Origin of the sequence: Xanthomonas sp. CFBP 8151 (genome assembly GCF_011761885.1) — a bacterium.
Lineage (GTDB): Bacteria > Pseudomonadota > Gammaproteobacteria > Xanthomonadales > Xanthomonadaceae > Xanthomonas > Xanthomonas arboricola_B.
The window spans coordinates 139969-165533 of sequence record NZ_JAASQZ010000001.1 but is presented as its reverse complement, the minus strand read 5'-3'; the positions used below and the strand labels follow the sequence as shown (position 1 = coordinate 165533).

Annotated in this window: 24 protein-coding genes; 11 read left to right on the top strand and 13 right to left on the bottom strand. The window is 66.1% G+C overall.

The annotated features are described in order from the left end of the window. Positions 1-50: 50 nt before the first annotated feature. Positions 51-3605: a CheR family methyltransferase gene (locus FHT08_RS00765; protein WP_166773976.1), complete on the bottom strand. Its 3555-nt coding sequence runs from the start codon at positions 3603-3605 to the stop codon at positions 51-53. Positions 3606-3812: 207 nt separating this feature from the next. Here FHT08_RS00765 and FHT08_RS00760 point away from each other — a divergent pair, with 207 nt between their 5' ends. Then, positions 3813-4196 (top strand): response regulator, encoded by a 384-nt coding sequence (locus tag FHT08_RS00760; RefSeq protein WP_166773975.1) that lies wholly within the window; start codon positions 3813-3815, stop codon positions 4194-4196. On the opposite strand, the gene FHT08_RS00755 is transcribed toward FHT08_RS00760, so the two are convergent. The 3 genes from FHT08_RS00755 to FHT08_RS00745 form a co-directional block, all read right to left on the bottom strand. Beyond that, positions 4193-4417, bottom strand: a complete 225-nt coding sequence (locus tag FHT08_RS00755; protein ID WP_166773974.1) for a hypothetical protein — start codon at positions 4415-4417, stop codon at positions 4193-4195. The two genes, FHT08_RS00760 and FHT08_RS00755, sit on opposite strands and share 4 nt — an antisense overlap. Further along, positions 4417-5697 carry a sigma-54 dependent transcriptional regulator gene (locus FHT08_RS00750; RefSeq protein ID WP_166773973.1) on the bottom strand — a complete coding sequence of 427 codons (1281 nt, stop codon included), beginning with the start codon at positions 5695-5697 and terminating at the stop codon, positions 4417-4419. Before FHT08_RS00750 ends, FHT08_RS00755 begins: the two co-directional genes overlap by 1 nt. 557 nt (positions 5698-6254) lie before the next feature. Beyond that, complete coding sequence (locus FHT08_RS00745) at positions 6255-6464, bottom strand: hypothetical protein (protein ID WP_181141428.1); 210 nt, start codon at positions 6462-6464, stop codon at positions 6255-6257. Positions 6465-6652: 188 nt separating this feature from the next. Between FHT08_RS00745 and FHT08_RS00740 the strand changes: the two genes are divergently transcribed. After that, positions 6653-7519, top strand: a complete 867-nt coding sequence (locus FHT08_RS00740) for an SDR family oxidoreductase (RefSeq protein ID WP_166773972.1) — start codon at positions 6653-6655, stop codon at positions 7517-7519. A 72-nt stretch (positions 7520-7591) separates the two neighbouring features. Next, positions 7592-7906 carry a hypothetical protein gene (locus tag FHT08_RS00735; RefSeq protein ID WP_166773890.1) on the top strand — a complete coding sequence of 105 codons (315 nt, stop codon included), beginning with the start codon at positions 7592-7594 and terminating at the stop codon, positions 7904-7906. A gap of 80 nt (positions 7907-7986) precedes the next feature. Here FHT08_RS00735 and FHT08_RS00730 read toward each other — a convergent pair whose 3' ends face one another. Then, entirely contained in the window at positions 7987-8631 is a 645-nt protein-coding gene (locus tag FHT08_RS00730) for a DUF4142 domain-containing protein (protein ID WP_166773971.1), read from the bottom strand. Between the two features lie 260 nt (positions 8632-8891). Between FHT08_RS00730 and FHT08_RS00725 the strand changes: the two genes are divergently transcribed. Then, on the top strand, positions 8892-10055 hold the full coding sequence (locus tag FHT08_RS00725; RefSeq protein WP_166773970.1) for a zinc-dependent alcohol dehydrogenase: 1164 nt from the start codon (positions 8892-8894) through the stop codon (positions 10053-10055). A 75-nt stretch (positions 10056-10130) separates the two neighbouring features. Here FHT08_RS00725 and FHT08_RS00720 read toward each other — a convergent pair whose 3' ends face one another. Beyond that, positions 10131-10298: a hypothetical protein gene (locus FHT08_RS00720; RefSeq protein ID WP_166773969.1), complete on the bottom strand. Its 168-nt coding sequence runs from the start codon at positions 10296-10298 to the stop codon at positions 10131-10133. A gap of 36 nt (positions 10299-10334) precedes the next feature. Continuing rightward, the gene (locus FHT08_RS00715; RefSeq protein WP_166773968.1) at positions 10335-10589 is read right to left on the bottom strand and encodes a hypothetical protein; all 255 of its coding nucleotides are present in this window, start codon (positions 10587-10589) and stop codon (positions 10335-10337) included. A gap of 257 nt (positions 10590-10846) precedes the next feature. On the opposite strand from FHT08_RS00715, the gene FHT08_RS00710 reads away from it, so the two are divergent. Together FHT08_RS00710 and FHT08_RS00705 are read left to right on the top strand one after the other, a co-directional pair. Continuing rightward, a complete protein-coding gene (locus FHT08_RS00710) occupies positions 10847-11179 on the top strand; it encodes a YkgJ family cysteine cluster protein (protein ID WP_104536423.1) in 333 nt (110 codons plus the stop codon). A gap of 10 nt (positions 11180-11189) precedes the next feature. Further along, positions 11190-11453: a hypothetical protein gene (locus FHT08_RS00705; RefSeq protein WP_104536424.1), complete on the top strand. Its 264-nt coding sequence runs from the start codon at positions 11190-11192 to the stop codon at positions 11451-11453. Positions 11454-11634: 181 nt separating this feature from the next. Here the strand turns inward: FHT08_RS00705 and FHT08_RS00700 are convergent, their stop codons facing one another. Further along, a complete protein-coding gene (locus tag FHT08_RS00700; RefSeq protein WP_166774738.1) occupies positions 11635-11847 on the bottom strand; it encodes a hypothetical protein in 213 nt (70 codons plus the stop codon). Between the two features lie 267 nt (positions 11848-12114). Further along, positions 12115-13026, bottom strand: coding sequence for a LysR family transcriptional regulator (locus FHT08_RS00695; RefSeq protein ID WP_166773967.1), 912 nt, complete (start codon positions 13024-13026; stop codon positions 12115-12117). A gap of 103 nt (positions 13027-13129) precedes the next feature. Between FHT08_RS00695 and FHT08_RS00690 the strand changes: the two genes are divergently transcribed. From FHT08_RS00690 to FHT08_RS00670, 5 genes are all read left to right on the top strand, one after another. Further along, the gene (locus FHT08_RS00690) at positions 13130-14335 is read left to right on the top strand and encodes an MFS transporter (protein WP_208408800.1); all 1206 of its coding nucleotides are present in this window, start codon (positions 13130-13132) and stop codon (positions 14333-14335) included. Positions 14336-14617: 282 nt separating this feature from the next. Then, positions 14618-15367 (top strand): DUF3348 domain-containing protein, encoded by a 750-nt coding sequence (locus FHT08_RS00685; RefSeq protein ID WP_166773966.1) that lies wholly within the window; start codon positions 14618-14620, stop codon positions 15365-15367. 10 nt (positions 15368-15377) lie between these two features. Further along, positions 15378-18050 (top strand): DUF802 domain-containing protein, encoded by a 2673-nt coding sequence (locus tag FHT08_RS00680; RefSeq protein ID WP_166773965.1) that lies wholly within the window; start codon positions 15378-15380, stop codon positions 18048-18050. Next, positions 18047-18721, top strand: a complete 675-nt coding sequence (locus tag FHT08_RS00675; protein ID WP_166773964.1) for an OmpA family protein — start codon at positions 18047-18049, stop codon at positions 18719-18721. Before FHT08_RS00680 ends, FHT08_RS00675 begins: the two co-directional genes overlap by 4 nt. Beyond that, a complete protein-coding gene (locus FHT08_RS00670) occupies positions 18718-19368 on the top strand; it encodes a DUF2894 domain-containing protein (protein ID WP_104536430.1) in 651 nt (216 codons plus the stop codon). Before FHT08_RS00675 ends, FHT08_RS00670 begins: the two co-directional genes overlap by 4 nt. Before the next feature lie 193 nt (positions 19369-19561). Here the strand turns inward: FHT08_RS00670 and FHT08_RS00665 are convergent, their stop codons facing one another. The 4 genes from FHT08_RS00665 to FHT08_RS00650 form a co-directional block, all read right to left on the bottom strand. Continuing rightward, positions 19562-21706 carry a TonB-dependent siderophore receptor gene (locus FHT08_RS00665; protein WP_166773963.1) on the bottom strand — a complete coding sequence of 715 codons (2145 nt, stop codon included), beginning with the start codon at positions 21704-21706 and terminating at the stop codon, positions 19562-19564. 85 nt (positions 21707-21791) lie between these two features. After that, complete coding sequence (locus FHT08_RS00660) at positions 21792-23060, bottom strand: DUF3526 domain-containing protein (RefSeq protein ID WP_166773962.1); 1269 nt, start codon at positions 23058-23060, stop codon at positions 21792-21794. Then, a complete protein-coding gene (locus FHT08_RS00655; RefSeq protein ID WP_166773961.1) occupies positions 23060-24496 on the bottom strand; it encodes a DUF3526 domain-containing protein in 1437 nt (478 codons plus the stop codon). The genes FHT08_RS00660 and FHT08_RS00655 overlap by 1 nt, the downstream gene beginning before the upstream one ends. After that, complete coding sequence (locus tag FHT08_RS00650; RefSeq protein WP_166773960.1) at positions 24493-25233, bottom strand: ABC transporter ATP-binding protein; 741 nt, start codon at positions 25231-25233, stop codon at positions 24493-24495. The genes FHT08_RS00655 and FHT08_RS00650 overlap by 4 nt, the downstream gene beginning before the upstream one ends. Positions 25234-25565 lie beyond the last annotated feature (332 nt).

Sequence of the window (25565 nt, the reverse complement as noted above, 5' to 3'; positions counted from 1 at the left end):
CAGCAGCGCCTGCCTGAGTGCGCACAGACTGCAGGTGAGCGTGCAGTGCGCTACTGGTCGTACAGCGAGGTCAACGGCAACTGGATCTCGCATTCCAGACGTGTATCGCTGAGCTCGTAACGCGTCTGTGCGCCGTGGCTGTACGGCAAGGCTTTTTCGATCAGGCGGCGGCCGAAACCGCCCGCCTGGTCGCGATCGTTGCGTCGTTGCCGGCTGGCGCCTTCTTCGATCCACGACAGTACCAGATGCGCCGAGGCATCGTTGTTGGACACCACGTCCCAGCGAACCGACAAGGTACCGGTCTCTACCGCCAGTGCCCCATGCTTGAGCGCATTGGTGGCCAGTTCGTGCAAGGCCAGCGCCAACGTCTGCACAGTGGACTTGCGCAGCGCCACATCCGGGCCATCCACCACGATGCGCTGTTGATCGGGCTCGGCGCCGAGTGCATCCAGCTCCATGCGCAGCAGTGCGCCGATGGTGGTGGGCACGTTGTCCGACTGCGACAACAGCCCTTGCACACGCGACAATGCAGAGAGCCGGTCATCGAACCTGCCGGCGAATTCCGGCATGCTGTGGCTGGTCTGGACGGTCTGCTTGGCGACCGACTGCACCACGGTGATCAGATTGCGGGTGCGGTGCTGCAATTCGCTGACCAGCACGCGCTGCTCGTCCTGCAGACGGCGCAGATTGTCCGATTCGGTCGAGGTTCCCAGCCACTCCAGCACCTGGCCGCGCTCGTCCAGCACCGGCGCGCTGCGCGTATGGAACCAGCGGTAGCGGTCCTCGGCTGCATTGAACAGGCGGTGCTCCACATCCAGCCCGCCGGTGCGCACGCTGTCGTGCCAGGCATTCAAGGTCAGTTCGCGCTCGTCCGGATGCACCGCCTGCAGCCAGCCCAGCTCCAGGCTCTGGCCATCGCGTTGCCCGGTATACCTGGACCATTGCGGGCTGGACCAGGTCCAGCGGCCGCCGTCGAGCGAGCGCCACACCAATTGGGGGATGCCTTCCATCAAGGTGCGCAGGCGCTGCTCGCTGCTGCGCAACGCGCGCTCGGCGCGCGTCAGCGGGGTGACATCCATGAAGGTCAACACCGCCCCGCCGATGAAGTTGTTGACCGTGCGGTACGGCAGCACGCGCACCATGTAGCGCGCGCGGGTAGCGGGGTTTTCCACTTCGCGGTCCAGTACCGCCAGCGTACGGATCACCCGACGTAAATCGTCCTGCAGCTCGTCGTAGCTCACGTGCAGCTTGATGTTGCTGATCGGCCGGTGGATATCGCTTTCCACCAACGGCAGGATATCGGTGACGGCGGGGGTGAAGTTGGTGACGCACAAGTCGTTATCCAGAAACACGGTGGCGATCTGGGTGCTTTCCAGCAGGTTCTTCAGATCGCTGTTGGCATGCGCAAGTTCCTGCACGCGGTGGGCCAGCTCGCCGTTGACCGTGGTGACTTCCTCGTTGACCGACTGCAGTTCTTCCTTGGAGGTTTCCAGTTCCTCGTTGGCGCTCTGCAGTTCTTCGTTGAGCGACTGATACTCCTCGTTGGAAGACTTGAGCTCCTCGTTGGTGCTTTCCAGCTCCTCGATCATCGACTGCAGCCGCTCGCGCGTCATGCGCAGCTCGTTCTCCAATGCCCGCACGTGCGCGTTGTCGGACACCCTATCTTTCGGCGGTGCCAGCTCGGCCAGTTCGCGCGCTTCCACTTCCTGGAACAACACCACATAGCCGCGCGGCACCTCCGAATCCGAAGTCGGCTCCACGAACAGATCCACTGCCAAGGTCGCCGCATCCTCGTGCATCTGGATGCCCTTGGCCTGCACCGGCGCCATGTCCGCTTCGGCACGGCTGAGCGCGCTGCGCAACTCCAGCCGCAGGTCGCGGTGAACGAGGTTGAGCAGGTTGAGACTGGGCGCACCGCCGCCGGGACGGATGAAACGCCCGGCCTGCGAAGAGAAGTGCAGCACATCGAAATGTTCGTCCAGCACCGCATAGGCCGGTGCATAGCGATCGGCGATGCGCTCGCCGGCACGCACCAGTGCATTGCTGGCACTGCGCTGCTGGCGGGTGGCCGCCGGCGCATGGCCGTCGGGTCCGAGCGAAGACGACGGGAAGGTCGCATGCATGCGGCTGTCGGCATCGATCTTCTGGAACACGCGGAAGCTGCGCTCCACCGGTGCGAACAACTTGGCATGCCGCGAGACGTTCTCGGCGTTGCCCAGGAACAGATAGCCGCCCGGCTTGAGTGCGAAGTGAAACACCGGGATCACCCGATTCTGCAGCTCGGCATCCAGGTAGATCAGCAGATTGCGGCACGACACCAGATCCAGCCGCGAGAACGGCGGGTCCTTGACGATGCTGTGCTGCGAGAACACGCACAGCTCGCGCAGCTGCTTGCTCACCACATAGGTATCGCCTTCCTTGACGAACCAGCGCTGCAGGCGCTCCGGTCCCACATCGGCAACGATGCTGGACGCATAACGCCCTACCCGTGCGATGGCCAGGGCCCGCCCGTCGATGTCACTGGCAAAGATCTGGATGCGCGGTGCCACGTCCAGCGTCTGCGCATGCTCGCGCAACAGCATCGCCAGCGAATACGCCTCTTCGCCAGTGGAACAGCCCAGTACCCACACCCGCAGGTGGTCGCCTGGCTGCTTGCCCTGGAACAGGCGCGGAATCACCTGCTGCTCCAGAAACTCGAACTCGCGACGGTCGCGGAAGAACTGGGTCACGCCGATCAGCAGATCGTTGAACAGCAGCAGCGGCTCGTCGAAGCGGCCGCGCAGCTGCTCCAGATACTGTTCCAGCGTGTCCACCTGGACTACCTGCATGCGTCGCTGTACGCGGCGCAGAAACGTGGCGCGCTTGTACCCGTGGAAATCGTGGCCGGTGGCGTTGCGCAGGATGCTGGCGACCTGGCCGAGCTGGTCGTTTTCGCTGCCCTTGCGCACACCTACCGGCGCCGGATGACCGAAGCGGTGGTAGCGCCGCATATGCGCGGCGATGCGTGCGGCCACGCGCGGCAGCGGCAGGATGTCGTCGCTGATGGCGGCCGGGTTGCCGGCACTGCGCAGATCCATGCCGTGCAACGACGGGTCGTCTACCGCCAGTGCCAGACCGCCGCATTCCTTGATGGCGGCGGTGCCCAGGGTGCCGTCGCCATCGAAGCGGCCCATGATCAGGCCGACCACGTTGCCGTCCTGGTCGTGCGCCATCGAAACGAAGAAGCTGTCGATCAGGCCGTGATCGCTGGCTTCCTCCAACGGACGCAGCCGCAGCCGGCCTTCTTCCAGGGTCACCAGCGTCTGGCTGGGCGGCAGGTAAATGCGTCCGGGATGCAGCGTATCGCCATCCTCCGGTGCCAGCAGCAGGCTGGATTGCGGCCCGAGCAACTCGCGCAGGCGCGGCTCGTCCAGCAAATGGCGATCGCGCAGCAACAGCATGACCACCAGATTGGGCGCGCCGGCGACCGCGTCCAAAAGTTCGGCCAGGCGCGTGGCATCCAGGCCGTCGGCACCGACACCGAGAATGAACAACGGCGGTGGCGCCACGGCGTCGTGCGCAGGGGTCGCTGCCGTGTCGTCGCAGGAGGTGTCGTCGTCGGTCATTGCAGCCATCGCATCAACGGCGCCGGGCGTGAGGCGCAATCGTCAATGATGGCGCAAACCTGCCTCTACTGCTACGCGGCGTCTGCGTGATACATCCGCCTTGCGCGGACCGGTTCTGGAAGCGCCTGCTTACGCGCGGCGTTAACCGACGCGGCGCGCACTATGGCTTGCGCGTCGCCAGACAGCGCCACCGCTCTAGGAGTCCCCATGCTGGACAACCCACTCAACGGCCGTCGCATCCTCGTGGTGGAGGACGACTATCTGCTGGCCGAATCGCTCAACGATCTGTTGGTGGAGGCCGGCGTCTATGTGCTCGGGCCGGTGGGCAACGTGCCGGAGGCGCTGACGCTGGTGACCTCCGGCCAGAGCATCGACGGTGCATTGCTCGACGTCAATGTGCGCGGCCAACCGGTGTTTCCGGTCGCCGATGCGCTGCTGGAACGCGGCGTGCCGTTCTCGTTCTGCTCGGGCTATGACCGCTACACGCTACCGCCGCGGTTTGCGCACCTGTCCTACTGCATGAAGCCGTACAACCCGCGCATAATCACCGCGCTGCTGAGCAACCAGGCCCAGCCTGCCGAGCACTACTAATCGGTGCTATCGGTTGACACCGCATCGTCCTGGCGCAGGGCGCGCTCGTCTTCGCCGAGTTGATTGAGCAACTCCACGGCCGACTGATGGGTGGTGCGCAAGGTGTCCATGGGTTTGGAGGTTTCGTTGCGCAAGGCGTACAACGCAAAGCCCATCACGTTGAGACGGTTGCGCAACTGATGCAGCAGCTCGCGCCGCCGCCCCTGGGATGCATCGCTCATTACGTGTCCTTGTCACTGAGCCGGTTGTGCAAGGTGCGTACGCTGATCCCCAACTCGCGCGCCGCCGCCTTCTTGTTGAAACGCGTGCGCGCCAATGCCGCTTCGATCATGGCGTCCTCGGCCTGGCGCATAGTCCACCCTGCCGGAATCAGCAAGCCGTCTTCGTCGGCCTGCGGCACGGTGTGCACCACCTCCGGCGCGCTCAACAGATCGCCGTCCGAGCGCAGGTACAGATAGCGGATGAACGAGCGCAGTTCGCGCACGTTGCCCGGCCAGGTGTGGTACGCCAGATAGCGCAACAACGATTTGGTCGGCAGCTTGCGGGTGCCGTACTTGACGTTGAGCTCATCGATCACGCGTAAACCCAGCAGACGCGCATCGCCACGACGCTCGCGCAGCGGCGGTACCTGGATCGGGTACTCGTTGAGCCGGTAGAACAGATCCTCGCGCAGCACGCCGTGCTCACGCTGCACACGCTGATGCGTTGCCGCAATCACGCGCGCATCCAACGGAATTTCCTCGCTGCCACCCACGCGCATGAAGCTGCGCGACTCGATCGCGCGCAGCAGATAGACCTGCAGCCGGGGCGGCATCTCGCCGATTTCATCCAGGAACAGCGTGCCATCGGCCGCCTGCTCCAGAAATCCGGCATGCCGGCGATCGGCACCGGTGAAGCTGCCGCGCTCGTGGCCGAACAACTGACTGGCCAGCAGCTCTTCGGGAATGGCACCGCAGTTGACCGGCACAAAACGACCGTGACGGCCGGAAACCCGGTGGATCGCGCGCGCAACCAGGTCCTTGCCGGTGCCGGTTTCGCCGGTCACCAGCACATTCAGATCGGTCGGTGCCACGCGGACGATGTCCTTGCGCAACAGCACGATGCTGTCACTGTTGCCGCTGATGCCCAGATTGCCTTGCTGGGCCTCACGCAGGCCGCCGAGCACGCGTTCCAGTCGTTCGGGCGCGAACGGCTTGGTGAGGAATTCGCTGACGCCGAACTGCTGCGCGCGGCCCTGGGTTTCATAGGCGTAATCGCCCGACACCACAACGATCTGCGGCGTGTGATCCGGGTCGAGCCGTTCGATGAGATCGAAGCCACTGCCGTCGGGCAGGCCAACGTCCACCACCAACAGGTCGGGGAAGTTGCTGTCCAGCCAATGGCTGGCTTCGCCAAGGGTATAGATTCCCTTGGCACGGAAGCCGCTATCGGTGGCTAACTCAACCACCTGATCGCAGAACTCCACGTCGTCGTCGATGATGGCGCAGGAAAGACGGTCCATGAGCGCTTCTGTCCGCAATGGCTAGTACATGTTCAGTTGAGAATTGTGACGGCGACGCGAAAAACGCGCCCACACATCACCACGAGATGGCATATCGCGTTCACCGCTGCGCGGCCGTATGGTGCTCGCTCCCCCAAGTCGAGCTCGCCGTAAATGTCTGGCAGAAGTACGCATCGCGGCGTTGGTTTCCGCCAGTGCCAAGCGTCATGGTCGGGGCCGGTAAGCGCTTCGAGTGCGACCCCACGCCAAGAAGCGCAGGGTATGTGAGGGACGGTGGGCAGCCCGGGCATGGGTGCCGTCGGACTGCGCTGGACGTATCAGCTCACTTCCGATAGGAAGCGACAGCTGGGCTGCCCGCTTGAGCCGACCTCGGTCAACCGCTTGACGCATTGCGCAAACCTAGCTGAAGGACCACCGGGAGCGTGGTGCCCAACCCCACGCACCAGCAATGAAACACATGTGCGTGGCGTTGGCCGGCCAGCACCGTGACAGCAATGCGGGGTCTGCATGTACCAGGCGCGCACCGCGAATGCCGCAGTTGCAGCGCCAAACGCGACTCAGCGCTTCTCGGAGCCGTCTGGCCGTTCGTAATCGTGTTCGGGATCGGCCTTGTTCACATTGCTGTCCTCGTCAGGCATGTCGTGGGCTTTCCGTCCCGCCTCCTCGTTGCGCCGCTCCTGCGGCGTAAACGGCTTTTGCTGGTCGTCGTCCGGGCCCCATGGCTTTTTCGGTTCGCTGCCCATTGTCGTTCTCCTGCCTGTGGTCATGACCCACGCTAGGCCGGCACGCATTGCAGAGCAGTGAACAAAGCTGTGCAATGGCGTGAAGCACCCCTCGAATGCGCACGCAGCGCGTCGTCAACACACGCGCTGCCGACATCACCTAGCCCGCACGTTGACGTTTGCGGACGCACACTGTCACTCATTGTGATGCGTCACACCGTCAGGAGAGCAACATGCCCGTACCCAACTACCCACGCCCGCCGTTCAAACCGCAGCAGCAGAGCTTTCCGGGGGGTACCGAAAAAATGGATCCGCGCCCGGACCACGGCGAAGACAGTTACGTCGGTCATGGGCAGCTCGCCGGCAAACGTGCGTTGATCACCGGTGGAGACAGCGGCATCGGCGCGGCGGTGGCGATCGCGTACGCCCGCGAGGGCGCCGACGTGGCGATTGCCTATCTCCCCGAGGAGCAGGAAGATGCCGCCAGGATCGGTACATTGATCGAAAAGGCAGGCGTCAAGGCATTGCTGGTGGGCTGCGATATCAGCGACCCTGCCCAGGCTGCAGCATTGATCGAAGAGGTCGACCGCAACTTCGGCGGCCTGGATATCCTGGTCAACAACGCCGCCTATCAGAAGTATTTTCAGCGCTTCGAAGACATCACCCTGGACGAATGGCGCAAGACGTTCGATACCAACGTGCACGCCGTGTTCCACCTGGTGCAGTTGTCGGTGCCGCTGATGAGCGACGGCGGCTCCATCATCAATACTGCCTCGGTGCAATCCAAGAAACCGACGCCGAACATCCTGCCGTATGCCGCCACCAAGGGCGCGCTGGCCAATCTGACGATCGGCCTGGCAGGCGTGCTGGCCGACAGGCACATCCGCGTCAACGCGGTGCTGCCAGGCCCGATCTGGACGCCGTTCATTCCTGCCGGCATGGATGAGGAGTCGGTGGAAAACTTCGGCGGTCAGACGCCGATGGGGCGCCCCGGGCAGCCGGTGGAACTGGCATCGGCGTATGTGATGCTGGCAGCCGACACCGCCAGCTACACCTCGGGCACATTGCTGACCATTGCCGGCGGTGCGGTCACGCTGTAACGCCACCCTGCGCTGCGCTTGTGCGCAAAGCCCGCCTCGATCCAGCGCCGTGCCGATGTGCAAACCGGATGCGTGCTGGTCGATGGCAACTGTATCCGCAGCGTCGGCCAGAACAGCCTGCGCGAAGAGATTGCGGTGGTCCCGCAGGAGACCGCATCGCATCGGGTAACGCAGAAAGGCCGCGTGGTCGAAGACGGCACCTGGCACAGCTACGTGGACTCACGTGGTGTATCTGAAGACCTGTGGCAGCGCCAGGCTGCCCGATTCGAATCGCTTACACCTGGCGCGCTGTGGCAACCGCCTGGCGATCGGATTGCCTGGCATCAGTCGATGCAGACGATGCGCGGCATGCAGCACGTAGAGCGCACACGCCAATCATACCCATGACGGCAACAGGCAGCCGAAGCTGCCTGTCTGTCTGCTCGCACCACACCTCATCCAGGGTTCGATCGGCAGCTTTCTGCCGATCAATGCGACTGGGTCGCCTTGGCACGCAGGGACTTGGCATGCTCCAGATGCTGGGCGATGGTTTCGTGGGCACGCTGCAATTCCTTGCCCAGATCGGTCGATCCCGGCTCGCTGGCCAGCTGTGCGTCCAGCAGCGCCAGCGCCTGCTCGTGGCTGGTTATGCTGGCCTGCAGGTACTGGGTTTCGAACTCCTTCCCGTTCAGGCCTTCCAGACGCTTGCGGGCGCCGTCAGCGCGGGTGGATGCAGCCTGCGCCAGGGGGCCGCTACGGTCCGGCGCAAAACGGCTGAGATCGGTCAGGGCCGCACTGTGCGCCTCGTCCATCTTGCGGGCAAACTGTAGCGTCTCGCCCTCAAGCTCCTTCACGACCGCCAGTTGTGCAAGCGTGCGCTCCTGCTCGTTGAACACGGCCAAGGCACCAAGTGCCTGCTTGCGATCGCCGGAGATTGCCGCAACGTTACCGAGCGGATCGCCATGCGGTGGCGTGCTGCCCGCATTGCCCGGCGCGCTCAGTGTCTGCTGCTGAATGTCGCGGTCGTTGCTCTTCGGGCTAGCTGCCTCACCGGCGTCGCTCTGACGACGCTGCCACGCCCGGTAAGCCACGTAACCCACCGCACCGGCGGTTACCATCTTCAAAATTCCCATTGCTGTCTCCTGGTTGATCGCATCGCGCACGATCGTTGATTGTCGGGTCGCATGGTCGCCATACGCATGACCTGCGAGCGATTCAGCGCGTCATCCGAGAGTGCGAGTGCGTTGGTTATCCAGACGTGACACGCGCATCAACGCCGCGTCGCCAATCGAACGCGTCCACACGGTGCGCACGTGCCGTGCTGATCGATTTAACGGCGCTCCACCAACACTACGCAGCGTTGCCGCGTACCGACGGCTTTCCGGAGACACCTATGCTTGCCCTCAACTACCACGGCTCACGCGATGTCCGGGTCGAAACCGTGCCGGACCCGATCCTGGTCGAACGCGACGATCTCATCCTACGCGTGACGGCCACTGCCATCTGCGGCTCGGATCTGCATCTGTACCGCGGCAAGATTCCCGATCTGCGGCACGGCGATATTCTCGGCCATGAGTTCATGGGCATTGTCGAAGACGTCGGCCCCGACGTGACCGCGGTCAAGCCGGGCGACCGTGTCGTGATCCCGTTCGTGGTGGCCTGCGGGCGCTGCTTCCATTGCATGCTGCAGGAGTTCTCCGCCTGCGAGACGACCAATACCGGCAAGGGTGCAGCCCTCAATCACAAGGACATGCGACCGCCGGCGGCGCTGTTCGGCTTTAGTCATCTATACGGCGGTTTGTCCGGCGGTCAGGCCGAATACGTGCGCGTACCCAAGGCCAATGTCGGGCCGTTGGTGGTTCCTGACGCACTGCACGACGAGCAGGTGCTGTTCCTGTCCGACATCCTGCCGACCGGCTATCAGGCCGTCATCGATGCCGGAGTCAAGCAGGGCTCGACAGTGGCGATCTTCGGTGCCGGCCCAGTAGGCCTGATGGCGGCGGCATGCTGCCGCATGCTGGGCGCCGAGCGCATCTTCATGGTCGACCGGCACGCGTATCGGCTGGACTTCGCTTCCAGGGCCTACGGCGTCATTCCGATCAACTTCGATGAGGTCGACGACCCCGCCGATGTCATCGTGTCGCAAACCGATGGCCGCGGCGTGGACGCCAGCATCGAAGCAGTGGGCTTCGAGGCCGAAGGCAGCGCCATCGAAACCGCACTGACCAACTTGAAGCTGGAGGGCAGCAGCGGTGTCGCAATCCGCCAGTGCATTGCGGCAACGCGTCGCTGCGGTGTGGTCAGCGTGCCGGGCGTGTATGCCGGCTTCATCCACGCCTTCATGTTCGGCGATGCCTTCGACAAGGGATTGAGCTTCAAGATGGGACAGACCCATGTGCAGAAGCACATGCCGCATCTGCTGGAATGCATCGGCAATGGCGACCTCAAGCCCAGCGCGATCATCTCGCATCGCATGCCGCTGGCCGACGCGGCGCGCGGCTATGAACTGTTCGATAAGAAGCAGGACGATTGCCGCAAGGTGGTGTTGACGCCGTAACAGCCGGCAACGCTGCAAATGCAAACGGCGCGGTCGATGACCGCGCCGTTTGCGCTGCTGGCTCGTATGGGCTGGTCAGTCCAACGGCTTGGCCGGCACGAACGGCGACACCGGATCGCTGGCCGGAAAGGTTTCTTCCAGCGCACCGTCCTGCAAGGCGTCCTGCTTTTCCTTCTCGCCGCGTTGGTCGGCGTGATCGCCGGCCGGATCGGGCGCAGTTGCGTGTTGATGGGCAGTATTCATGGGATCTCCTGTCGCGATGATGCGTACCACCCAACGCTACGGCGGGCTGCCGACGGCACAGGTGAAAGACGTCTTCGCATCGGCACGACAAAGGCAACCGTTTATGGAAACGTCGAATGCATCCGCACGATGCGGCGAGTTGCGCGCGGCTTCGCATACGATCAGTTGACGATCGATGTCGATCCGGCAATCCAGGCCGTGATGCAAACAAGCACTCTGCGGATCGCACCGATCCGTGCGTCGCGCTTGTCTGCGCATCGCAGCGTTCGGCGCCACCGTCATGGCCAGCATGGGGGGCCGCGCCTGTCTGGCGAAGAGGTGGTCGCGTTCGATTACGCGCGCACATGAGCGACACCAAGTGAGTGTGCAGATGCCTGTGCGCATGCCCCCGCTGCCATAGGCACATACGCAATGCACCGCACGGCAACGGCCACCACGTGGTCGTCGCGAGTTCTGCGCGCCGCGATCCAGCCTGCTGCAGCCACGGCGGGGACCGGTTCACACCCCGGCATGCCCAAGGTGTATGGTGCAAGGGCGGCCGGACTCCGGTGTCGCCTTCACTCTATCTGGCCTTCTCCATCAAGAATCTCTGCGAACGCTGCGACGCCGTCTGTTGCCGGCTCACCGTCATGGTCGATCCATCCGACCGCATCCCCAACCACTTGACCAGCGTGACACCGCAAGGTTGGCACGTGATGGCGCGTGACGAGGAAGGCTGGTGCGTGGCCATCGACGCCGCGCGCATGTGTTGTTCGATCTACGACACGCGCCCGGCGATCTGCCGGCGTTTCGTCATGTCCGGGCCGTATTGCCGCGACGTGCGTGCCACCTACGACGACCAACGCCGGCGGGGCATTCCCTTGACGCTGTACAACGCATGAGGATTTCGCCATGAACAACTCCCGCCGTCAGTCGATGACCGTCAGCAATCAGCCGGGCAAGCCGCGTTTGTCCGAGCAGCGTCTGGCTGCCGATCTGGAGGCGTTCCAGCAATCCGGCGGCGCGATCGAGCGTCTGGGCGACACCCCGCTGCGTCGCGACAAGAAGCGCGGCGAGCCCGAGGCCGCCCCTGCCAAGGCAGTCAAACCTGCCGCCAAGACAACCGACGCGTCCGAAGCAGAGACAGCGACACCCGCAACGACCGACGTCGAATAAGCCGCGCATCGCAGTGGCAGCACGCCTGCGGTGTGGCTGTCGCGACTGAAGTTGGTTGATCGGTTGCGCGCTGCGTGCAGACACCGCCGCCGGCTAAAAGCACGGCGCCGGCCATCATCACCTTCGACAATGGCGGCGCACGGTGCGTAGACCGCGTTGCCAGTCATCAGGCAGTGGTGAGTTACAGCAGCTGCGCGTGCTTGGTCGCGCCAAGTCCCTGCGCCAGGGAAGCCATTTCGTTGGCCAGTGTGATCAGGTCGCCGCCGGCTTGCGCGGCGAGGGTCATGATGCGTTGATACGCGTCCCAGAAGTCCGGCCCATTGCCATAGGCATCGTGGAACCCTTGCAACTCCAGGACCATGAGATCGGACACCTGCATATCGCAGCGATCCATTGCGGTCACCTCGTTGGGGGAGTCGTCCCCGGACGGCAGACTACACGCGTTCACCTTACAAAACAGGGTCGGCCGTAAGACAGTGCAGTCGTAGCTGAATTGGTCAGAGAGCACGCGCAGACTGGCGTGATGGCGCTCGATCGTGCCCGCTATTGCGTGGGCTGGCATGTGCGCCAGCCCGAACCTGGCGCTGCATCGCGCCAAGTCGATGCACGCCGCGCGCAACCGCTGCCGCGATCACGCACGGCACAGCGCCAGGCGCCGCACTCACGCCGCATCCTGCAAGCCCTGTTGCAGGCATTCCAGCAACCGGCTCAGCTTGGGCAGCAACTGGCGCGCGCGCATCCACACCAGATGCAGCGGCAGGCCTTCGGTGTCGCACTGCGGCAGTACCGCGACCAGGCTGCCGCGCTGCAGATGCCGATCGATCAGCCAGGTCGGCAGCTGTGCGATGCCCAGCCCGGCCACCACCGCATCCACCTGCGCCTCGGCATTGCCGAACACCACCCGCGCGTCCACCGCACGCTGTTCCACCGGCCCTGCGCCGTGCCGCAGCAGCCATGGGCTATTGCTGCCATCGGCCTTGCCATAGAGCACCGCGTCGTGCGCCAGCAATGCGGCGATGCTGTCGGGCGTGCCGCGCTGCGCCAGGTACTGCGGTGCGGCGCAGAACACGCGTTTTTCATGGCCCAGATAGCGATGCCCCAGGCTGCCATGCCAGTGATCGGGCCCGCCGATGCGCACCGCGATGTCGATGCCTTCTTCGGCCATGTCGACGAAGCGATCGGTAAACGAAATGACCGGTTGCAGACCGGGATAACGCTGGAAGAACGGCAGCAGCACCGGCAACACCTTGTGCCGGCCAAAGCTCACCGGCAGGTCTAGCCGCAGCCGGCCGGTGGGCGCCTGGCCGTCGGCGCGCAGCACGTGTTCGGCCTCCTCCAGCTCGTCGAGCACCTTGACGCAGACCCGGTAGAACGCCGCGCCGGCGTCGGTCAGCGCCAGCCGCCGGGTAGTGCGTGCGAACAGACGCACGCCCAGGCGCGTCTCCAGGCGTGCGATGGCCTTGCCCACTGCCGAGCTGGTCAGGTTGAGCCGCTCGGCGGCAGCCGTAAAGCTGCCGGCGTCGGCGGCGCTGACGAAGATATCGATGCCCTTGACGCGTTCGGATGGATGCATGGCAGCGTATTCAGGAAATGAAGTCCGCAATATACGGAAAATACTCCCGATATACGATCTGATTTCTTTCCTATGATGGCCAGCCCACACTGCGGCGCATGCCATGTCTGCTGTTGGCTCCACCCCCTCCCCCTCCCCCGCTTCCGCCACTGCGGCGCCTGCCGCTGCGCGCAGCGGCTTGGCGATCTTCATCCTGGCGTTTGCCGCGTTCGTGATCGTCACCACCGAGTACCTGATCGTCGGGCTGCTGCCCGGCCTTGCACGCGACATGGACATTTCCATCTCCGCCGCTGGCCAGCTGGTGACGTTGTTCGCCTTCACCGTGATGCTGTTCGGCCCGCCGCTGACCGCGTGGCTGTCGCATCTGGATCGCAAGCGCCTGTTTGTCGTGATCCTGCTGGTGTTTGCGGTCTCCAACGCGGTGGCCGCGCTGGCGCCCAATATCTGGGTGCTGGCCTTTGCCCGCTTCGTGCCGGCGCTGGCGCTGCCGGTGTTCTGGGGAACCGCCAGCGAAACCGCCGGGCAACTGGCCGGGCCGCAGCACGCCGGGCGCGCGGTGTCGCGGGTGTATCTGGGCATTTCGGCGGCGCTGTTGTTCGGCATTCCGCTGGGCACGGTGGCGGCCAACAGCATCGGCTGGCGTGGCGCGTTCTGGATCCTGGCCGCCCTGTCGCTGGCGATGGCCGCGGCGCTGGCGCTCTGGATGCCGACGGTGGCCCGCAGCGAACGGGTGAATCTGCGTCAGCAGGCCGGCATCTTCGGCGAGCGCTTCTTCCTGGCCAATGTGGCCTTGTCGGTGGTGGTCTTCACCGCCATGTTCACCGCCTACACCTATCTGGCCGACCTGCTGGAACGCAGCGTGGGCGTACCGGCGGCGAACGTGGGCTGGTGGCTGATGGGCTTCGGCGCGATCGGCCTGATCGGCAACTGGCTGGGCGGGCGGGTGGTGGATCGCTCGCCGCTGCGTGCCACGGCGGTGTTCCTGCTGCTGCTCGCGCTGGGCATGGCCTTGTGCGTGCCGGTGGCCAAGACCGGCGTGCCGCTCTATCTGACCCTGGCGGTCTGGGGCATCGCCTACACCGCGCTGTTTCCGATCAGCCAGGTGCGGGTGATGAACTCGGTGACCCACTCGCAGGCGCTGGCCGGCACCACCAATGTGTCGGCGGCCAATGCCGGCATCGGCATCGGCGCCATCATCGGCGGGCTGGTGATTCCGGCCTGGGGGATGGGCAGCATCGGCTATGTAGCCGCGGCGGTGGCGTTGCTGGGCGTGGTGCTGATTCCCTTGGTACATCGCGCCAGAGGCTGAGTTATCGCGTTGCAGGCCAGGCATATCCGGCCCGCAGCGTTGGTCGCGCTCGCTGCGCATGACCACAGGAGCGCGCTAGCCAGATATCGCTACGGATGGACGTGCTCTTTGGGCGCTGCGCTCGCTGGATCGCAGCGCTGCACGCTGCAATCGCGCGCACGCCCCACACCAGGCCGGCTGAATGCCGCCAGGGCCGGCCTGCTTCGCAGGCCCGCAGCTGCCCATGCAAAGCGCCGAACGGCGCAGCTTCCCGTGTAAAATGCGCGGTCTTTGACCGGAACAATGGCGAAAGCTTCTCCACGGGCGCCCCTGTCGGGCCCGGCGTTCATTCGCCTGCTTGCTCGCCTCACCGATGCCCACGTTGCCCAGTCCAACCATGCGCTCGCCGACCGGCTCAGCCAATGGATCGACTGGACGCGCGCGGTCGCCGTGTCCAAGGCGCTGGATGGCAAGCTGCCGGAGATCGACGCGCTGCCCGAGACGCGCAGACTCGACACCGAGGCCTGCGCCCGTGTGCGCACGGGACTGGCGACCAGCAGCGTGGTCGAGCTGGATGCCGTGGTCGTGCGCGTGCGTCGCGATGCGCGCAGCGCCACCGCTGCCGACAGCGACGCAGCGGCAGCGGTGCCTGCGCTCGACTATGCCCCGTTCCGCCAGCACTACCTGGCAATGCAACGCGCGATGCGCACCGCTACCGGCGACCTGCGTGGCCGCCTGCGCGACATGCTGGCCCTGGAGTCCGGCGAAATGGCGCGGCTGGCCGAGGTGGATGCGGTGATGGAGCTGACCTTGAGCCCGCGCGAGCAGACCCTGTTGAATCATGTGCCGAACCTGCTCGGCGCGCATTTCGAGCGCCTGCGCGATGCCGCGCAGGCGCAGAACCCGGCATCCGACGGCGAGGCCGCGCCACGCGCGGTGTCCGACGGCTGGCTGGATGTGTTTCGCAAAGACATGCAGAGCGTGTTGCTCGCCGAACTGGATGTCCGTTTTCACCCGATCGAAGGCCTGCTCGCAGCGCTTCGTACCCGCTAACTGGGACCCCATGTTCAGAACTCTCGTCCACCTGTGTGTGTTTGTCGTCGGCCTGTTGGCGGTTTGCTGGGTCGGCATCGGTTATCTGGGCTCCAATCCGCTCGGCGCCTGCGTCGCGGCGGTGATCGGCGCCTGTTATGTGGCCGGCGCGCTGGAGCTGTATCGCTATCGCCAGGCCAGCGCGACGCTGGACGATGCCGTTGCCGCGTTGACCACCGCGCCATCGGCGTTGGGCGAATGGCTGGAGCGCCTGCATCCGAGCCTGCGCAATGCGGTGCGCCTGCGCATCAAGGGCGAGCGCGTGGCGTTGCCGGCACCGGTGCTGACGCCGTATCTGGTCGGCCTGCTGGTGCTGCTGGGCATGCTCGGCACCCTGCTCGGCATGATGGCCACGCTCAAGGGCACCGGCTTCGCATTGCAGAGCGCCACCGACCTGCAGGCCATTCGCGGCTCGCTGGCTGCGCCGGTGGAAGGCCTGGCGTTTGCGTTCGGCACCTCGATCGCCGGCGTTGCGACCTCCGCGATGCTGGGACTGTTGTCGGCACTGTGCCGGCGCGAGCGGCTGCAGGCGGTGCAGCGGCTGGACCTGAAGATCGCCTCCGAGCTGCATCCGCACTCGGACGCGCATCAGCGTGGCGAAGTGTTCAAGTTGCAGCAGCAGCAAAGCGCGCTGATGCCGACGCTGATCGATCGCCTGCAGACGCTGATGCGCAGCATCGAGCAGCAGAGCATCGCCGCCGATGAACGCCTGGCCGCACAGCAGGCCGAGTTCCACGCCAGAAGCGAAGCGGCCTATGCGCGCCTGGCCACGGCGATGGAGCAATCGCTGCAGAGCGGCGTGGCAGAAAGCGCACGCGCGGTGGGCGCGGCCTTGCAGCCGGCGATGGAAGCGACCATGACCAGCATCGCGCGCGACACCGCCGCCCTGCACGAGCGCCTCACCCACGCCGTGCAGCAGCAACTGGACGGCATCACCAGCGGCTTCCAGCACAGCGCCAGTGCCGCAGCCGCGCACTGGACCAGCGCGCTCGCCGCACAGGAACGCGCGCAGCAAGCGCTCGACACGCGGCTGCAGACCACGCTGGAGCAGATCACACAGCAGACCACTGCCGTACAGGACGGCGTCGGCACCGCCGTGCAGCAGCAGTTGCACGCGCTCAACGACGGCTTCCAGCACAGTGCGCAGACGGCCGCCGAGCACTGGCAGGCCGTGCTGGCTGCACAGGAACGTGCGCAACACGCGTTGACCGAGCAGTTGCAGACCACGCTGGCGCAGATCGATCAGCGCAGCATCGCGGTGCAGGACGGCGTGACCCACGCGGTACAGCAGCAGTTGGCCGCGCTCAATGACGGGTTCGAACGCAGCAACGCCGCTACGGCCGATCACTGGGCGGCAGTGCTCGCCGAGCAACAGCGCGCAGGCGCCGCGTTGAACGCGCAAATGCAGGCCACGCTTGCACAGCTCGCGCAGCAGAGCACCGCGCTGCAGGACGGCGTGCACCAGGCCGTGCAGCAGCAACTCGACGGCCTGAGCAGCGGCTTCGAAAGCAGCACCGCCGCAGCAGCCGCCACCTGGACCGCGGCGGTGGCCGAACAGCAACGCGCAAACCACGCGCTGACCCAGGAGTTGCAGGGCACGCTGACCCAGTTCGCCGGCACCTTCGACGCACGCTCCAGCGCCCTGGTCGATGCGGTATCCAGGCGCATGGATCAGTCCAGCAGCGAGACCGCCAGCGCCTGGAGCGCCGCGCTGGCGCAGCAACAGGACGCCAGCGCCGCATTGGCCGCCCAGCACCAGGGCGCACTGGCAGCCGCCACCGCCAGCTTCGACGCGCATGCCGCTGCCCTGGTGGGCACCCTGCAGCAATCGCACACCGAGCTGCAGACCGCACTGGAAGCCCGCGACACCCAGCGCCTGGCGCTGTGGAGCGAGCGCTTCAGCGCGATGAGCGCAGAGCTGAGCACGCAGTGGGAACGCACCGGCGAGCGCGTCACCCAGCAGCAGCAGGCGATCTGCGACACCCTGGCCAGCACTGCCAGCGAGCTGTCCACGCAGGCGCAGGCACAGGCCAGCGCCACCATCAGCGAAGTGGCGCGCCTGATGCAGGTCGCCTCCGAAGCGCCCAAGGCGGCCGCCGATGTGGTGGCCGAGCTGCGCCAGAACCTGTCCGAGAGCATGGTGCGCGACACCGCCATGCTGGAAGAACGCAGCAGGCTGCTCGCCACCCTGGACACCTTGCTCAACGCGGTCAACCACGCCTCCACCGAACAACGCGCAGCGGTCGATGCGCTGGTCACCACCTCGGCCGACCTGCTGCAACGCGTGGGCACCCAGCTCACCGAGCAGATCGGCAGCGAGACCGGCAAGCTCGGCGCGGTGGCCGCACATGTCAGCGGCAGCGCGGTGGAAGTGGCCAGCCTGGGCGAAGCCTTCGGCGTGGCGGTGCAGCTGTTCAGCGGCTCTACCAGCGAGCTCAACGAGCGCCTGCAGCATGTCGCCAGCGCACTGGATGCCTCGCTGGCCCGCAGCGACGACCAACTGGCGTACTACGTGGCGCAGGCGCGCGAGGTGGTCGACCTCAGCATGCTGTCGCAGAAGCAGATCATCGAAGAACTGCGCCAGCTCGATCGCGGCCGCGGCGATGCCGGTGAGGCCGCTGCCGGCGAGGCCAGCGCGGCATGAGCGACGAGATCGACATCGACGGCGAATCGGGCACACCGATCTGGGCCGCCTTCGGCGACCTGATGTCGGTGCTGCTGGGCGCGTTCGTGCTGATTCTGGTCGGTGTGATCGGTGTGCAGCTGCAGCTGTCCAGCCGCCTGGACGAAGAGGTCAAACAGCGTCAGGCCGAAGCGCAGCGCCGCAAGACGCTGGAGCAGGCACTGGCAGCGCCGCTGGCCGCCGGCCGCGTGACCCTGGTCGACGGGCGCATCGGCATCCGCGGCAATGTGTTGTTCGCCTTCAATTCCGACCAGCTGCAGCCGGAAGGCCGCGAGGTGCTGAAGACGCTGGCCGCGCCGCTGACCGAATACCTGGCGGCACGCGAGGAGATCCTGATGGTCAGCGGCTTCACCGACGACCGCCCGGTGCTGGGCGGCAACCGGCGCTACGCCGACAACTGGGAACTGTCGGCCCAACGCGCACTCACGGTGACGCGTGCATTGATCGCCGACGGCGTGCCGGCCGCATTGGTGTTCGCCGCAGCCTTCGGCGCGCAACAGCCGGTGGATTCCAATGCCGATGAAGCACGCCGCGCCAGGAACCGCCGTGTGGAGATCGCACCGATTGCGCGCCCCTCCACCTCGCGTGCCTCTTCTGCCTCCAATCCGACAGCGGCCGCAGGCACGCGATGAGCACACAGGCGCCATCCGCGCACACGCGTCTGCAGCGCTGGCGCAGCCAGGGGGCCGACCAGCTGGACCCGGTGCGTTTCCATCTGATGGAAACCCTGGCCGCGCGTGCAGGTACGCAGGCCGAGCCAGTGCGCGAGGTGCTGGAAGAAAAGCTGGGCAAGCTGGTCGATGCGTATGCGGCAACGGTGAAGCAAGCCGCACGCCGCCGTGTCGCCAGCGCCGCCACACAGCCGTCGCAACGCAGCGCGCTGGGCGCACTGGCCGAGCGGATGGCAGGCCATGCGGCGTTGATGGAAGTGGACAGCAGAAAGACCGCCAGCGCCGATGCCACGCAGTTCCCCGAGCTGCCGGCGCTGGAGGATTTCCGCCGCACCTGGACCACGGTGCGCACCGCCAGCCAGGTGCGGCAGTCGCTGCAGGATGCCCCCAAGGATGCCGGCCCGCTCAATTCCAGCGTGCTGGTGCATCGCTGCATCAGCCTGATGCGCGAGTGCTCACCGGGCTATCTGCAGCACTTCCTGGGCTATGTCGATGCGCTGTCGTGGCTGGAACAGCTGCACAGCGGTGGCGCGTTGGCCAGCGAGGATGCCGCGCCGGTGGCGCCGGGCAAGAAGCGCAGCAAGCGTCCGTCCACACGGCGCAGCTAGCGCGACCAGTCAGTCGCGCTGCACTGCACACACACGGCCGCTGGCTGAAACTGGTTTGACCCACGCGCTCCGCGAAATGGCGGCCAATCAGCTGTCCGGTCGGCGCTCGCATCCGCCGACCAGCGCTGGCGTGCTCCATCAAGCACGCATGGTCGGACATCGCCAGCCGGTATCGATCACATGCGGGCGCTGATCAAAAGCGCAGCCGCACGCCCACCGTCCAGCTGCGCGGCGCGCCCGGATACACCCACTGCTCGCTGTAGGAGAACGCGGCGTAGCGGCGGTCGGTGAGGTTCTCGACCTTGGCATACAGGCGCAGGCGCTCGCTCAGATCGTAATGCCCGACCAGGCGCCACACCGTGTACGCAGGCAGCACGAAGTCGGTATTGCTATCCACCGAGCCCAGCCGCTCGCCGGTATGCGACACGCCCACGCCCACTGCCGCACTGCGCTTGCCGGTCAACGGCTGCGCGTAGTTGACGAAGGCGTTGCCGCTGAAACGCGGCACGTTCGGAAAACGGCGACCCTCGGCCAGGCCGGTACCGGCGGCGGCTTCACTGCTGCGCGTGACCCGCGAGTCGGTATAGGCCAGGCCCACCGAAGCGGCCAGGCGCGGGGTCAGCCGCCCGAGCAGATCCAGCTCCAAACCCTGGCTGCGCATCTGGCCCACCGGCAGCGAAAAGCTGGTGTCGGCCGGATCCAGGCTCAGCACGTTCTTCTTGTCGATGCGGAACGCGGCCAGCGTCGCTTCCAGGCCATCGCCGGGCTGCACGTACTTCAAGCCGGTTTCCAGCGAGCGGCTCTTCTCCGGCGCAAAACTCTGCCCGTCCGCACCCACGCCGCTGTTGGGACGGAAGCCCGCCGCAGCGCTGGCATACAGCGACAGCGCAGCGTCGACATGGAAGATCACGCCCGCACGCGGGCTGACCACGCCATCGGAGGCGCGCTGCGTGGCGCCGCGCAGCCGGTTGTCGAGATCCTGCTGGTAGTGGTCGTAGCGCAGGCCGAGCAAGGCCTTCCAGCGCGCACCAAGATCGAGCTGATCCTGCGCATAGATGCCCCACACCTGCTGGCGTTCTTCGGTATCGGTGATGGTGGCCAGCCGCCCCGGCTGCGCAACGCCGTACTGCGGCGCGAGCACGTCGATGCTGTACGGCGTGGCCGCAGAGCGTGCGCGCTGCTGGAAACGGCTGTCGTCGAAGCGATTGCCATCCACGCCGAACAACACGTTGTGGGTGACGCTGCCGGCCTGCAAGCTGCCGAGCAGTTCCGCACGCGCGGCGATATCGCGGCCCTGGTAATCGCGGTAGCGGCGCTCGCGGCGCAGCGTGCGCGCGTCGGCCTGCAGTGTCCACGGCTCGGTGGAAAAACCGCGCATGCCGCTGTCGCGATAGGTCGCCCCACCCTGCAGCGACCAGGTCTGGTTCACGCCATGCACCACGAATACCTGGTGTCCGGTGGAATGCAGATCGATATCGCCATCGCGCGGCTCGCCCAGAAAACGCCCGGCCGGCAGCCGATTGGCATCGCCATCGATGGCGGTGACGCCGCGATCGAACGGCGCATGGATGCGCACGAATTCCAGCTCGTAGGACACCGTGGTATCGGGCGTGGGCATCCACAGCAGCGAGGGCGCCAGCAGCGTGTTGTCGCTGTCGACGGTGTCGCGGAAGCTGTGCTGATCCTTGTGCATGACATTCAGCCGATAGGCCAGGTTGTCGCCCAGCGGGCCGGTGCTGTCGACCGCAGCGCGATAACTGTCGAAGCGCCCCGCCGACAGATCCACGCTGTGCTGCGGCTGGAACAAGGGCTTCTTGGTGACGATATTGACCGCTCCGCCCGGCTCGCCGCGCCCGTACAACGCCGAGGCCGGGCCCTTGATCACTTCGATGCTCTGCGTATTGGCCGCATCGCGCAGGCCGTTGTAGCCGCGGCTGGCATTGAAGCCGTTGACCATGTAGTCCGAGCTGAAATTCGGGTCGCCGGTGAAGCCGCGCATCGAATAGCTGTCCCACAGCCCACCCAGGTTGTTGGCCTTGGTGATGCCGCTGGCCATCTCCAGCGCGCCGGCCAGATCGTTGACGCCGGCGTCCTCCAGCAGGGTCTGGTCCAGCACGCGCGCACTGATCGGCAGATCGCGCAGCGGCGCATCGGTCTTGGTGGCACCGGTCACGCTCAATGCGCGGTACGGCGTGTACTGGCTGCGCACCTGCACCGCATCCAGATCGCGCGCCTGCGGCTCGGCGGCCTCGGCAAGGGGGCTGACGCCTGCGCAGCTCAGTGCACCGAGCAAAGGCAGCGTGTTGGACAGACGGCGGCGCGGCGTGGACACAGACATCGGGCAGGACTCCTGAAACACCCGGGCGCGCTGGGCCCGGGTCGCAAGTGAGACAACGAAGGTGAGGGGTGACAGGCAGCTGCCGCTATGACGCAGGATCGGCGCTTGCATCGAAACGTGGCGCGCGCCCGAAGTCCGCGCGCGTAAATGGGCGCTCGCGGAACAGATAGCCGTAATAGAACGTCCGCAGCGCCTGGTGATAGGCGCGGATGCGGTCCTGGTACGCCAACTGCGCTTGCAGATCGGTACCCGCCAGGCGCGTCAACGCGGCCTGCAATGCAACCGGCGGCAACACGCCGGCCACACGCTGCGCCAGCGCTTCGCGTCGCTGCAAGCCGTGGCGATAGGCCGCGACCTGCGGGGCCACCTGTTGATCGCCGTTTTCGTGGAAGGCGAAATACCACTTGTAATGGAACGCGCCGGTCAGCGGCGCAGAATCTGCCCACTGCGGGTTCTGCGCGTAGAAGGCCCGCATGGTGTGCTGGCGCGGAATATCCCAGGCATGGTTGACCGCCTCGCGCTGCAGCCGCGCGATCTCGCTGCCTTGATTGACCGGCATCGCCTGATTGATCGCCACGTGCGCCAACGCCGGTGCGACCAGTGCCAGCACCACCCAACAGCTTGCCAGGGCGGTGGCATGCGCGGCCGGGCGCCAGTGGAGTCGCCCGACCAGTACCGCCAGCAGCACCCAGAACAGCAGATAGGCACAGGTCAGTGCCAGCACCGCGAGTTGTTGCAGCAGCGGCACCGCATTGAGGGTTGCGGCAATGACAAACGGCACCCCCAGGCACACCAGCACGGCAGCTGTACGCACCGCCACGCGCCGCACCAGCAACGCGGTACCCGCGCCCGGCAGCGCGGCCAGCATGCGCGCGCGCCCGGCCTCGCGCTCGCCCGAACGCAGATCGAACAGCAGCGCGATCACGAACAACGGCAACAGGAACACCAGCACGAAGGCGTAGTCGAAGCGCCCGGCCAGTGCCAGCTGCGGGTTGTAGCTGTCGCCATCGTGGATCTGCGCTTCCAGGCCCAGCGCGCGGACACGCAAAATGTACGGCGAGACATCGCGCATGCCCACCGCGGCAAATGCCAGTGGCGTGGGCAGGTCCCAGGTCGGATGGAAGCTGTAGTAGGCCGCGCTGCCGGCGTCGTTGGAGCGCGCCACATAGTCTTGCACCGCTGCGATGTCTTCCTGCTGCAGCGCTGCAATACGCGCGATGTTGGCGCGTTGCGCAGCGATGACATGCTGGCCCGAGAGCAGGCTGCACACCGTCAACACCGCCAGCAACAGCAAGCCGGCCAGCGCGGCGCGTGCGCGCAGCAACAACAGCAGTTCGTATTTCCACAGCAGCATCAGCGCGCCACTCCCACACGTCGGCCGGCCACCACCAGCATGCACAGCGCCGCCAGCAACCAGGCACCGACCAGGCCGAGCGCCGCGCCTGCGGCGCGCAGCACCTCGGTGGTGGCAGGCGGCTGGAATGCGAACACCGGAATCTCGTGCCAATGCGCGGAAGAGATGCGCTTGCGTTGATCGGCACCGGCATCCTGCGCGGTGTCGTCGGCCATGCTCACCGCATCGGCCTGCAGCTGGTTGAGCTGCTGCACCAGCGCGTAGCGGTAACGCTCGGCCTGCGCGAGAAACCGCTCGTGCGCACGCAGGTCGGTTTCCGCCAGCGTCATCGACAGCTCGCGCAGCGCAACCGTGGGGCTCACCAGGGCGAACGTGCGCACCAGCAGATTCTGTTGCTGCTGGATGGCCGAATCGCGCGCGGCATAGCGCTCGAACAGGCTTGAGGTGAGCCGCTCGCCTTCCAGCGCCAGCAGGCCCTTGTAGTTCACCGGCAGCTCTTCCACCCGCTGCACGCCATAGCGCGCCAGCGTCTGCTGCTTGAACTGCGCAAAGTGCGGGTCATCCGGGTTGTGGCTGTCGCCGAGCGTGCGCAGGTCGCGCTGGATCGCCACATCGGTTTCCAGCCGCGTCGGCAGGCGATACGCCGCACTGGCCACATCCGGCGCCACGCGCGGCACCAGCAGGGCCAGCCACACCCACACCGCCAGCGACACCAGCAACGCATCGCGGCCGCGCCGGCACAGCATCGACACCGACAGCACCAGCGCGCACCACACCAGCAGATACACCGCATACGCCAGCACCAGCAGCGCGACCCGCAGCGCCTGACCCGGCAACGAGGCGATCGGCAGCAACCCGACCAGGGCCGGCAACAGGCAGGCAGCAGCCACCACCGCGAGCGCGAGATATTTGCCGCCGAACAATTGCCCACGCGTGGCACCCTGCAGCAACAGCACGCGCAGGGTGCCGGTTTCCTGCTCGCGCGCCACCGCGCCATAGCCGAGAAACACCAGCAGCAGCGGCGCCAGCACCTGCAACACGAACGCGGGGGTGAGCTGGCCGAAACGCACCAGCAGCGAGCTCTGACGCACATCGCCGAAGTTGGCGGTGTTCTGGCGATGGCCTTCCAGAAACATGCTGTTGCCGGTGAACGCGTCCACGCCGGCATCGAAGGCGGCCAACGCCGGCAACGGGCGATAGATGAAATGGCCGTAGTGCACCACCCGATGCGGGTGGCGGTCCGGCTGCGCTGCGAAGGCCTGCTGCGCGGCCAGCTGCTGGCGCGCGCGGAACTCGGCCACGTCGCGCTGATGGTGCGCGGCGGTCAATGCCGCCACCAGCGTGAGCAGCATCAGCAGCACCACGCCGATGGCAGCGGAACGGTTGCGCGCCATGAAACGCAGTTCTTCGCGCGCGACCAACAGCACAGGACTCATGCAGCCCGATCCTGCTCACGCGCAAAACGCGCATGCAGGGTGCGTACGTCGAAGCCGCTGTCGCCGGCACCGATGTCTTCGGCAATGCGCCCGTGTTCCAGGAACCCGATCCGGTCGGCGACATCCACTGCACCGAGCAGGTCGTGGGTGACCATCAGCACCGCACCACCGCGTTCGCGCACGCTGCTCACCAGCCGGTTGAAGTCGGCGATGGCGCGCGGGTCCAGGCCGGAGGTGGGCTCGTCCAGCAGCAGCACCGGCACCTGGCGCAGCGTGGCCACCGCAATCGCCACCTTCTGGCGCATGCCCTTGGAAAACCCCGCCAGCCGCTGGCGCCAGGCCTCACGTTGCAGACCGGCAGCGGCCAGCGCCTGCCCGATCTCGGCCTGGTTGCGGCGCTGGCCGGCCAGCGCGAGCAGGTAGTCGGCATTTTCCAGCGCGCTCAGGTGCTCGTAGAGCGCGACGTTTTCCGGCAGGTAGGCCAGCCGCGCACGCGCGGCGCCAGGGTCGGCGACCGGGTCGATGCCGTCGATCCGCAGGCTGCCGGAGGCGGGTTTGACGAAGCCGAGCAAGCTGGAAAGCGTGGAGGACTTGCCGGCGCCGTTGCCGCCAAGCAAGGCGTAGACACTGCCGGGGGCGACCTGCAGATCCAGCCCCTGCAGCACGGCACGGCCGCGGTAGGCCACATGCAGGTTGCTGATCGAGATCGCGGGGGTGGCTGTGGGACTGGAAAGCATGACAAGGCGATGGGTCAACGAAATGATACGTTATCACATTTCGATAGATGCTTGAGTCGGACGGCCTCTCGAGCGCGCCAACCGACTATCAGCGAACGCGCTGCGTCCTGCCTTTGGCGACACCTATATCCGAGATGCCGCGAAAACACGCAGGCTCCGCAGCGCCTGCAATCGGCACGTCCCGCTGGTAATCGCCCGCTTCGTGAAGCCGGAGGTCGCGTGCAGCGGACGCGCGACGGTGGCCGCCGAGGTCCCGGCCTTCTTCAGGTGGCCCGACTCAAATGTTACTGTATTACGCAAATGCCCTACTGTTAGCTGTAGCGCCGGAGGCA